This window comes from Sphingobium sp. (genome assembly GCF_041987595.1).
Lineage (GTDB): Bacteria > Pseudomonadota > Alphaproteobacteria > Sphingomonadales > Sphingomonadaceae > Sphingobium.
Genome location: NZ_JBHIWJ010000124.1, coordinates 331 through 11,118, shown reverse-complemented (window position 1 = coordinate 11,118; position 10,788 = coordinate 331). Strand labels below are relative to the sequence as shown.

Genomic DNA, 10,788 nt, shown 5'->3' with positions numbered 1-10,788 from the left:
CCTCCGATACCGCATTGCGGAACACGCGGCCGGTATTGCGGAAGGCACGGAAAATGAGTTTGGTGTCCCGCTCGCTGCCAGCCGAGATGGCATTCTTGATGGCTGGGTGGATCGGCGCTTCCTTTGTCAGCATGAAGCGGGTGCCCATGTTGACGCCTTCGGCCCCCAGCATCAATGCGGCGGCCATGCCGCGTCCGTCGGCAAAACCACCCGACGCTAGCACCGGTATCTTCAGCGCCCGCGCAGCCGCCGGGATCAGGACTAGCCCCGGCACATCATCCTCGCCCGGATGACCAGCCGCTTCAAACCCGTCGATACTTATGGCATCTACGCCAGCCCGCTCGGCCGACAGCGCATGGCGCACCGAAGTGCATTTATGGATGATCTTCACCCCCGCGGCCTTAAATCGCGCGATGAATCCGGCCGGGCTGCGTCCCGCCGTCTCCACCACCTTCACGCCGCTTCCGACGATTACGTCCGCATATTCGGCATAGGGCGGCGGCGTGGTGGTCGGCAGGATCGTCAGGTTCACGCCAAAGGGCTTGGTCGTCATCGCCCGGCAACGCGCAATCTCTTCCTGCAGCGCATCGGGGGTCGGTTGCGTCAGCGCCGTCAATATTCCCAAACCACCCGCGTTCGAAACAGCACTCGCCAGTTCCGCGCGGCCAACCCACTGCATCCCGCCCTGAACGATCGGATAGCGGGTCCCGGTCAAATCGGTGATTCTCGTCTGCATGTTCATCTTTCGCTGCGCTCTAATTTGCCAGCTGGAAGCTGCCGTCGGCTCCCACCTGTGTCCGCGTGGTCCGCGCCACTTCCCAGATATGGCCGTCAGGATCACTGAAATAACCGGACTCGGGCTTTCCCGGATGGCCCTCCGCCGCCTTCAAGATGATGCCGCCGCTCGCTTCCGCCAGTTGGAGGATGGAAGTCACATCCTCCTCCGGCCGGACGACATAGACGAGTATCACCGCCGCCTCGGCCAGCTGTTCTTCCGGAGTTGCGGTGACGGGGGCAACCCTGCCAGATACGCGACGCCGCACGATGTTCAGCACGATTCCGTTGGCGTTGAACAAAAGGGCATCGTCCCGGCTCAGCCGTGATTTCTGCCATCCCATAGCCGAATAGAAACGCTCGGCCCGAGCAATGCCAGTCACCCGCAACGCAATGGTGCTAAGACGCTGTTCCATGAGATCCCTTTGCGATGAATATCCTGTATGATCCTGCCGCCTCATGGCTGGTGCTGTCCCACCGGACCGGCCACCGGACGCTGTCTGCTGACCGGCAGATAAGATCGGCCAAGCAGGAAAGCGCCGCCCGTCAGGGCGAGCCCGGCAAGGACGAAGAAGGCGCTTTCAATGCCCATCAGCCTGGTCAGCGGCCACATGACGAGCGGGTTAAGCAGCGGACCGAGATGCAGAGTGGCGAACAATATGCCCATGGCCCTGGCGCGTGTGGCCGGCGGAATACGATCCAGCACATAGGCGACGAGCGAGGGTTCCAGCAAAGCAACCGGCGCGGCCGATATCATGACACCGACGCCGAGCATCAACAATGACCCTGCCGCACCTTCAACTGCCGTTCCCACCGCGAACACAAACAGCGCGCCACCCAGCAGCGGCAACGGCGCGATCCTTTTGCGCAGGGCGATAAAGGCAAAGGAAAACAGGACGGAAATGAAGCCGGGCAAAAAATACAGGGAGGCGAAGGTACGTGGATCGGGATAACCCTTGGCGCGTAACAGGAACGGCACCTGGATCAGCAGATTGTAGATGAATACAGCCAGCAGGATGTTGCCGATTGCGCAGGCGATAAACCAGGGTTGCAGCAGGGGGGTATAGCCATCGTCCGCTCCCCTTTCCGTTAGCCTTTCGCTACGGGGCGGTGTGGGCACGAACAGCGCCAGCATGATCACGCCAACGCCGATGCCATAGAGGACAAAGGGCGCCGACCAGCCATAGGCATGCACCAGCAAGCCCGAAATGACCACCACAAGCTTGGTGGTAATGCTCATCAGCCCCTGGCGCAGGCCGATCAACTTACTGCGATCATGCCCGTCGAAATATTCCCCGATCATAGCCCCCGAAACCGGGACAAGGCCCGATACGCCGAGACCGATCAGGCACCGCAGGACCAGAAGCGGCTCAAAGTCGGAAACCGCGAGGCACGCCAAGCCCGCTACCGTCGTGATTGCGGCGCAGATCACCAGGACCAGGCGAGCCCCGGCGCGATCCGCAAGCCAGCCAAAAAGGGGCGCGCCCACCAGCATGGCCGTGCTGGGCGCGCCCATGACGAGTTGAGCAAGAGCTTGCCCCTTGGGGCCGCCGCCAAGCTCGTCCGCAAGCACGGGCAGACCGGGGGAAAAGGCGCCCGTGACGAGTGTGGCCGGAAGCGTAGCGAAGAGCAGGAGGCTGATAACCGGCCATCCGGCCCCGCCAACCATGGAACAGGTCTTCGTCATGCCACGCTCTCCCAGATCCACATCCGTCTCGATGGCCTACCGCTCCGAACCGAAGCGCAGGCGCAATTGCACGCCATACATGCGTGGCTCGCTGTACAGATAGCGCGCAAAGCCCTGCCCCCAGCTGCCGCCATTCTTGCCGATGTTGCTCTGCAACTGCACAGGGAAGGCCTTGTTGGCGACATTGGTGGCAAAAATCGCGAGATCGACCGGCGTGCCGCCAATATCCCGCCAGTCCAGCCGCATGTTCAGCAGGTTGCTCGCCGGCAACCAGCCATAGGGTTCCGTACCGCCGGGTTGACCGACAGGGATTGTTATCTGCGTATAGTAGCGATCGACATGAGCAAAGCTGACCGATGGAATGATTGTGCCCGTCTTGCCAAGATCAACTGTGTAGCTCGCCGACAGCGAAAATTGATTTTTGGGCGCGAACTGAAAAGGAACCGAGCTGCGGTCATCCGCGACAATGATGCCGCTCTGGAGATAATAGAATTTGAAATCGTCATATTTCGCGTCGGTATAGGAATAGCTGCCGGCCAGCACGAGACCGGAAACGGGGGAGATGGAACCTTCCACCTCCAACCCCTGAATATGGGCCTTGCCCGCATTCACGGTTGCTGATCCGGTCGAGATGCCGCCGTCCGGACGCACCAGCGTGGTCGGACCAACCCGCTGGATATCGCGATAATCCGAATAATAGGCGGCCGAATTCAGGCGCACCGGCATGCCGCCAAGCCTGAACTGGGTCTTGAGGCCCGCTTCATAGGTCGTAACCTCTTCAGGGCCGAAAGTCAGCGCGATGGGGTTGGTGCCGTTGAAGTTGAAACCACCGCCCTTGTATCCGCGGCTGGCCTTAACGAAGGCCAGGACATCGCGGCTGACATGATAGTCGAGGCCAATGGTCCAGGTTGGGGCGCTGTTGCGGGTCTTGGCCGAGACCAGGCATTCTGGCAAAGTGGCGATACTGAGAAGGCAGCGCCCGTTGACCGTCCATTTGTAGAAGTCGTCGCGGCGATCCCACGTATAACGGCCGCCCATGGTCAGCCGCAGCGGCTCCAGCGCGGGCGTCAATATTCCAAGGCCGATAGCGGTTTGCGCATAGACGCCGGTCGACTGACGCGTGCTGCCCTGGATGATGTTGTTCAGATTGCCCATGCGGGGAACCAGATTGCCGCGAAATTCCGTGCCAAGCGGCTTCACATCCTCATGATAGACCCCCGCGACATAGGTTATTTGGTCGCCGCTGGCCGATCCCTGGAGTTGAAATTCTTCCGTCCACTGGCGGGCATTGGTCGAATTGTCATTGCCCGAACTGGTTTGCAAGGCATCGAGCCGCGATCCGTCCAGATCCGCATCGGTACTGGTCTTGAAGCGGGCGTAGCTCGCAACATTGCGCAGCTTCAGTTCCGGCGAAAGCGAAACCTCCAATATATCGGTCAGCATCCACATGCTGCGCTTGTCATAGGGATCGCCGTTAAGCTGGACCCTGCGGGGACTTCTGGCCTGCTGTTCCGCCAACACCTGCCGCAACAGCGGTTCGCCATAATAGCGTGCGACGGAGCTGACATAATTGCCCGCCGCATCCTTCTGCAGATTGAAATCCTGGATGACGTTGCCCGTGCCGTTCGTGCTCGATCGGAAGGCCGTGAACATGAGGTAGTTTTGAATGTCGTCGGTTGGACGCCAGGTGAGCGCACTGCGCAACGCCCAATAATGCCGGTCGTCATAATCCTTGCCCGTGACGACATCGCGGGTGTAGCCATCGCGGTCGACGAACCGCCCGGCTACCCGCAACATCAGCCTGTCATCCTGCAACGGCAGGTTGACGGCTGCTTCAACCTCACGGTCGGAATAATTGCCCGCCTGCAGCTGGAGATAGCCGCCAAGGGCATTTTCCGGCCGCTTGGGCTCCAGCAATACCGCGCCGCCCGTCGTGTTTCGGCCGAACAAGGTGCCCTGCGGCCCCTTGAGGACCTGCACATTTTGAAGATCGAAGAACAAGGTATCGGTGCCAAGCTGCGCCACGGTGTCGCTCGCCTGGGGCAATGGCACTTCCGCGAAATAGGCTGCTACGCCGGGGCCGCCACCATAAGTCGATCCCTGCCCGCGCAGGTTGAAGCTCTGGGTGTTCCTCTGCCCGGACGACTGCCCCACGACGAGCGAGGGAACCTTGCCGGCCAAATCCTGATTGGAAGTAATGTTTTCCCGGCGCAGCGCATCGGATGTCAGCACGGACACCGTGACCGGCACATCTTGCAACGGTTCCGCACGGCGGTTGGCGGTGACGACAATGTCTTCCAGTTCGCCTGCGGTCGTTCCGCCCGCAGGCTGGCCGTGCGCCGGCAAGGCCATGACCGCCGTCAGGCTGGTCGCGCAGGACAGGGACGCCAGTCCCGCTTTCCAAAATGGCATGATTACACTCCTCCCCTGGAGCGGGTATGTCCCGCACATATCTCTGCACCAGCCGTCATGACGCGGCTGTTCGATCATCGGCATCCATGCCGATTTCATGATGTCCATTGTCGGCGCCGTGCGGACGCCGCTGGCTGGAACGCGCCTTTCCGGCGCGCTCCGCAAGGTTATTCGGCCGCAACCGGCGGAATCTGCTCGCCCATCATCTTCTTCCGGGCCAGGGCGGTTTCCTGCATCTTGGTCTGACCGCCTTCCATGATATGATCCGATTGCCTGCGCGTCTCGGCCAGATCGGGGTCCACCGCCCCCCGGATTTCCAGCGCCTCCCGCGCTTCATCGAGCGGGTAGTGAATATAATCTTCGATGCGCTTCAGGAACCACGGGCCGGACTGACGACCAATCTCCACACCACGCGTCATATGATCCCAAATATAGGGAAAACCCATCGGGTAATGAATAGATGCTCTACACAGATGCGGAAAAGTGTTGATCGAATTTTTTACAAGAGTTTCTTTGGCCAGTTCCGGATCAAAATACTTGTAGAACGAGCCATAGTTTACCATATTCACGAGAAATTCGCCGATATAGTCAAAACCAGCTCCGCTAAGGACATGCATGAAGTCATGAATTTCTGTCCGGCGGCGATGAAAATACTGGAAGTCATTGTCGCACGGAAAAGCGGTGCTGCTCATCACATTTTCCAGGCCATATTCATCGAAATGTTCGAATACCGTGTGGCCGAGCGTGCCCGGAGCGCATTCCGCCAGGTCGGCCTTCTTCCATCGGGAAAGATAGCGTTCGGATAACCATTGATCGAGTTCGGGCCAGCTGCGGCGAGCCTCGACGAACAGGAAATTGATCCGCTCCTGATCCTGCGCCGCTTCGACGGCGGCGGCCATGACCGGATAGTTCCAGGTCGGCGGCAGGTCCGTGCCGTTGCGGCGAAGCGTTTGCCGGGCCACATGTTCAACCAGGATCGGATCATTCAGATAGGGTGACGTGCTGAGCGGCAGGCTAGTGAAGCCCAGCGGCTTCTTGTAACCGTCATTCATATAACGTTTGTACGTGTCGAGCGCGGTTCCTGCGCCTGCATTGGCGTCATCCATCGCCATTACTCTCCTGTTTGTTGTGATGCAGGAAGATGGGCTCGTGCACGCAGCCTTGTCCAATACCGTTTTGCCAACGGGACCGTTCGCAAATCGGCAACACCCGGGAGCAGTATCAAACCGTTCATTTATGTAGCGCGACGACTTCCTTCGTGTAGACTGCCCGGAAAATGGTTTGGAGAGGCGCGCGTCATCCTGACGCACATGCCCGCATGTCAGCGAGGCTTTCCGCGATGGATTTCCGCAAACTACGTTATTTCGAAGCGGTGGCGACCGAACGCAATTTGCGCAAGGGCGCGGAACGCCTGCACGTCGCGCAATCCGCCCTTTCACGGCGGATCGCGGAACTGGAGCAGGAATTGGGGGTGCCGCTGTTCGACAGACTGCCTCGCGGCCTTAGGCTACGTCCGAGTGGCGAAGTGCTCCTCGCCCATGCCCGGCGCATCATTGCTGACGTCGAGCAGGCGCGCTCGGCAGTAGAGGCTTCCGCCAATATGATTCCGCGGACGATCAGGATTGGATTGGTGTCACGTGTGGGACAGATGGAATTTATTACCCGGGCATTTCGGGATATGTCCGCGGCGTTCCCGTCGCTGTCCACGGAAATGCCTATATACTCGCATTCAACGGCGGTGTTGGACCGGCTGTCGAGCGGGGATCTTGATATCGGACTAATGTATCGGCCGGTGCCGGACGATGACCATTGCCGGTCCATCATCCTCAGGGAATTTCAGCCCATGGTGGTCCTGCCGAACTCCCATCCCCTGACGCAGAAGGAACTGCTGACCCCAGACGACATCAATGGCGAAGAGTTCCTGCTTTTCCCCCGACGCATTGATCCGTCGTATCACACGACCCTCGTCAACGCCTTCCATGCCGCCGGGGCGACCTTGACGGTCAGTCAGGAGATCGAGATGGAAGAGGTGCGCCTTGGCCTTGTCGCTGCCGGGATGGGTTTGAGTGTAGCCAGCAGCTCGCTGTTGGAGCGTCCTCATCCGGCTGGCATTGTCCTGCGCCCGCTCGCCGATATGAAGTTCCGGACAAATCTCGTCGCAGCTTGGCGCCCGCAGGTAGAAAGCCTCGTGATGGACACATTCCTCGCGCATTGCAGAACCAAGGAAAAAGATGATGCAATCTGTCTGGATGAGCTAGCGAAGCGGCCCAACTGAGCGACCCAAAGTGATCGTTCAGAGGCTGATTTTCGATTCTCAGATCTGAACCGCCCCAGGATTGTCGGAGGCCCCAACTCCTGAGAGGAAGGGTTCACGATGAGCAATTTGCACCTGCGGTTCGAGGGCGCCCGGTCCGCATGGTGCTGAAGCACGAACGCGACCCGCCGTCGCGCCGGGCGGCGATCACCTCCATTGCCGAGAAGATCGGAATGGGCCGAGACGCCCGGCAAGGGCGGCTCAGGGAAACGAAGCGAAATAGTGCAGGGTCGCGCCACCAGCGCGAAACGCTGACGATAGCCGTGAATGGGACTTTCCGCTCGGTCAGCTTTGGACCGACGCAAGCGGGACAAAAGACTTCCCAACTCAGAAGCGCCGTGTCCGCTTTGCGCTCCAACTTCGGTCGTTCAAGCCCATAGGACGAGTCCCCGTAGCGGCCTTTCGAGCGCAAGCTCTTCTGCCATCACCGTTTACGCGGGCCCGTTGCCACCCGCCGCCGACGTATCAGCCTTCCAACTTTGACCTGGAACAACCACCGCATTGGTGAGGGCTTAGGACGGTCACAGGATGTCGTGCTTCATGGTACCGAACCGCTAGCTTGGACCAAAACCAGAAGTAGCCCGTTATGGCGTCCAGTGTCGCCTCCGGTCGCGGTCGGGAGCGCGCATCTTCCCGACCGAACCAGACATTTCAGCGATCGCCAATCACTTCCATTCGCATCACCTCGACGCCGCCTTCAGCCAGCGCCGGAAGTTTGGCGAACCAGTCCTTGACGTAGGGCATGGCGTTGTGCGCCTCGAAGTCTTCCAGGCTGGCGAACACCTCATAGAAGATGAAGTGGCCCGGTCTGGCCCGGTCTTCCTGCAAGAAATAGACGAGGTTCTTGGGGTCGCCTCGCACCAATGGGATCAGCGGCAGGGTCGCTTCGCGCAACTCGTCTTCCTTGCCGGGCCTGGCGCGAACCTGGGCGACGATCGAATAGGCGCCAGCGGGAATGTCGGCATAAGCGACGCCTGCCGCTTCCCGGGCGGCGACTGGCGTCGCGAGGGGACCCGCGGCCGTGAGCACGGCGACGAGCGGGATCAATCTGGTCAACATCGAACTTCTCCTTTGTCTGGTTGCGATCAGCGGGCATCGCCGAGCAAGCGCTGACGCTTGGCGAGCGTGTCGGCGAACCGGCGCTTCACGGGGCCGAGCGCTTTCACGAATTCGAGCTGCTCGCCCTCCGGGCCCTTGCAATAGATGAGCTCCCAGCCATCCGAAGGCGCTTCGGTCACCTTGTTGGTGTTGGTGCTCTGCGGTGCAGACTTGCGCTCGGCCTCGGTGCGAACCCGGACGATGCGGTTCGCCCGCACCTGGGTCATGCCGCGGCGAGCGGATTCGGCTTCGAGATCGGCGATGAACTTGTTGAAGTCGACATCGTCGCGGACATGGAAACAGATGTGCATCATGCGTGGAAATGCCGGGCTCATATTGGCGAGCGGCGGCGCGAAGCTGTTCGGGCCACCCATCGGCTCGCTCGCATTACGGTATTGCAGCAGCTCGATCACAACATTGTCGAACTGAATGAAGCGCACATCGAGCCGCTGGTCGCCGCTGCGCAGATCGGGCACGCCGATCGTTTGCGGATCAACGTTCAACTCGCCCGCACGGATTTCCTGGTCCGCAAGCAGCGTGTTCTGGACAGGATCGCCCTGGAAGTCGCCGTGACGAAACACCTCGGTCCCGCCAAGAACCTGCGTGTAGAACTCATAGGCGCGTTCCATATCCTGCACAGTCAGCCCGAAATGTTGGACCCCCTGCAGCCGGGCGCCGAGCGGGCCGCTGTCATGTGCTGCAGCCGTGAGACTGCCGGAGGGGCCGGCGGCAAATGCCGGGGCTGCGACAGCGGTGCCGGTCACCAAAGCGGCGCCAGCGGTTAGCAGCATGTCGCGGCGCGCAATGCCTGATGCCGGTGGTTTACGATCTTGCACGGTCATTCTCCTTCTTGGTTGATGCGCCGATTTTGGGCGCAAGGGTCCCTCCGACCGTGGCAACTGCCGCGGCCGGGGAGTTCGGTGTTGCTGCCGGTCAGGTCAGCGGGCTGGTGTGAGCGAGGCCGGGGGGATGACGCGATCCTCGGTCGGGATCAGCGTCCAGCTCGGCTTGATCTTCCAGCCCTGGCTGGAGACCTGGCCCGCGAAGGCCTGCACGCCCCAGGGCTGCCGGGCAGCCGGCATGAAGCGCGCGACGCCCGGATCGCGTGTACGCCGCTCAGATAGGGACTGCCGGCCGTAACGGCGGCTTCGCGAACGCTTTCAGCAACGGTCATCTCAAGCTCCTTTCGGAATGTAACCATTGGTAACTTTGAGTCGATCTACGCGTCAAAGTTACCGTTGTCAACATAAGTTTCTGCTGGTAACTTCGGCGGCATGAACGACGAACCGAAACGCTATCATCATGGAGATTTGCGCCGGGCCCTGCTCGACACTGCGCTGGAGATGCTGAGCCGGGACGATGGCTGGCAGTTCACCCTGCGCGAGGTCGCGCGGCGCGCTGGGGTCAGCCATACTGCGGCTTACAAGCACTTCTCCGACAAGGCCGACCTGCTCGCTGAACTGGCGCTGGTCGGGTTCGAGCGGCTGCGCGAGGCACTGATCGCGGCACGGCCCGCGGAGCCAGAGTCGCTGCGGGTCGCGTATCTCGAGATGTCGGCGGCCTATGTGCAGTTCGGCACCGCCAACCCCAACCTTTACCGGCTGACCTTCAGCAACGAGGCAAGGATTTCCGCCAATCCCCGGCTCAAGCAACGCGCCGACGCGGCGCTGCAGGTGCTCATCGATCTCTTCGTCGGCGGCCAGCGCGCGGGCTGGCTGCGTGAGCGCGACGCTCGCGCCCAGGCCAACGCGGCCTGGGCGCAGCTGCACGGGCTGGTGCTGCTCATGATCGACGGCCTGCTCGACGAACCGATCGCTGCCGCATCACTTGCCATCATGTTGGAAGGACTGGAAGCCTAGGGCGCAAACTATCGCCGGTTCTGCGTCGCTTTTGCAGACGTCCGGCTGTTTTTCGCGGCTTGCCGAAAGGAACGTTTGAACGCGGCCCGGCACCTGCCTCCAGCGCCGAACATGCCAGGCTTGTTCCATGGCGTGGCGCATAAGCGTCGGATACCATGACCCCGGTGATGCTGCCGTGCCGTCAGCGCGTGCAATCGCGTGTCACGGGAGCTTTACTGTGGTCGAACCCGCTGAGGCAAGCTCGCCGATCACCCTTCCAACCAGTGACCGCAACCAGAGGTGTGCCGGGTCGTGACGATAGCGGACATGCCAGGCAATCTCTACGGGAAAGCTGCCGAGATCGACCGGCGCGGGCAGGATGCGCAGCCGCGGATCATTCGCCAGCCGCCGGCAGATCAGTCGCGGCAACGTCGCGACGTAATCGGTCACCGCGATCATCTCGGCGACAGCGAAGAAGTTGGTGACCGACAGCGCTACATCTCTTTTCAGGTTCTGCTGCGCCAGCGCCTGGAACAGCCCGGCGCGCATCCGCCCCGGCGGGACCACGTTGACATGACGCATGCCTTCGAACTGCTCGCGAGTGATCACCTCGCCAATGTCCGGATGGCCGGCACGCACGACGCACTCGAGGCCCTCGTCCATCA

General features: G+C 61.1%; 11 protein-coding genes. 2 read left to right on the top strand and 9 right to left on the bottom strand.

Features of this window, described 5'->3' with window-relative positions; genetic code table 11:
- The 5 genes from ACFC3J_RS20235 to ACFC3J_RS20215 all read right to left on the bottom strand — a co-directional run.
- The coding region (locus ACFC3J_RS20235; RefSeq protein ID WP_375197816.1) for an NAD(P)H-dependent flavin oxidoreductase at window positions 1–742 on the bottom strand (742 nt) is incomplete at its 3' end.
- A gap of 13 nt (window positions 743–755) precedes the next feature.
- Complete coding sequence (locus ACFC3J_RS20230; RefSeq protein ID WP_375197815.1) at window positions 756–1,190, bottom strand: VOC family protein; 435 nt, start codon at window positions 1,188–1,190, stop codon at window positions 756–758.
- Between the two features lie 41 nt (window positions 1,191–1,231).
- Entirely contained in the window at window positions 1,232–2,461 is a 1,230-nt protein-coding gene (locus ACFC3J_RS20225; protein ID WP_375197814.1) for an MFS transporter, read from the bottom strand.
- Between the two features lie 36 nt (window positions 2,462–2,497).
- Window positions 2,498–4,873, bottom strand: coding sequence for a TonB-dependent receptor (locus tag ACFC3J_RS20220; protein ID WP_375197813.1), 2,376 nt, complete (start codon window positions 4,871–4,873; stop codon window positions 2,498–2,500).
- Between the two features lie 167 nt (window positions 4,874–5,040).
- Window positions 5,041–5,985 (bottom strand): Coq4 family protein, encoded by a 945-nt coding sequence (locus tag ACFC3J_RS20215; protein WP_375197812.1) that lies wholly within the window; start codon window positions 5,983–5,985, stop codon window positions 5,041–5,043.
- Between the two features lie 227 nt (window positions 5,986–6,212).
- Here ACFC3J_RS20215 and ACFC3J_RS20210 point away from each other — a divergent pair, with 227 nt between their 5' ends.
- Window positions 6,213–7,148: a LysR family transcriptional regulator gene (locus tag ACFC3J_RS20210; RefSeq protein WP_375197811.1), complete on the top strand. Its 936-nt coding sequence runs from the start codon at window positions 6,213–6,215 to the stop codon at window positions 7,146–7,148.
- 690 nt (window positions 7,149–7,838) lie between these two features.
- On the opposite strand, the gene ACFC3J_RS20205 is transcribed toward ACFC3J_RS20210, so the two are convergent.
- From ACFC3J_RS20205 to ACFC3J_RS20195, 3 genes are all read right to left on the bottom strand, one after another.
- Window positions 7,839–8,246, bottom strand: coding sequence for a putative quinol monooxygenase (locus ACFC3J_RS20205; protein WP_375197810.1), 408 nt, complete (start codon window positions 8,244–8,246; stop codon window positions 7,839–7,841).
- A gap of 26 nt (window positions 8,247–8,272) precedes the next feature.
- Window positions 8,273–9,127, bottom strand: coding sequence for a VOC family protein (locus ACFC3J_RS20200; RefSeq protein WP_375197809.1), 855 nt, complete (start codon window positions 9,125–9,127; stop codon window positions 8,273–8,275).
- A gap of 96 nt (window positions 9,128–9,223) precedes the next feature.
- Window positions 9,224–9,367, bottom strand: a complete 144-nt coding sequence (locus ACFC3J_RS20195) for a hypothetical protein (protein WP_375197808.1) — start codon at window positions 9,365–9,367, stop codon at window positions 9,224–9,226.
- Window positions 9,368–9,559: 192 nt separating this feature from the next.
- Here ACFC3J_RS20195 and ACFC3J_RS20190 point away from each other — a divergent pair, with 192 nt between their 5' ends.
- The gene (locus tag ACFC3J_RS20190) at window positions 9,560–10,144 is read left to right on the top strand and encodes a TetR/AcrR family transcriptional regulator (protein WP_375197807.1); all 585 of its coding nucleotides are present in this window, start codon (window positions 9,560–9,562) and stop codon (window positions 10,142–10,144) included.
- A gap of 201 nt (window positions 10,145–10,345) precedes the next feature.
- On the opposite strand, the gene ACFC3J_RS20185 is transcribed toward ACFC3J_RS20190, so the two are convergent.
- Window positions 10,346–10,788: LysR substrate-binding domain-containing protein (locus ACFC3J_RS20185; RefSeq protein ID WP_375197806.1), on the bottom strand; the 443-nt coding region annotated here is incomplete at its 5' end.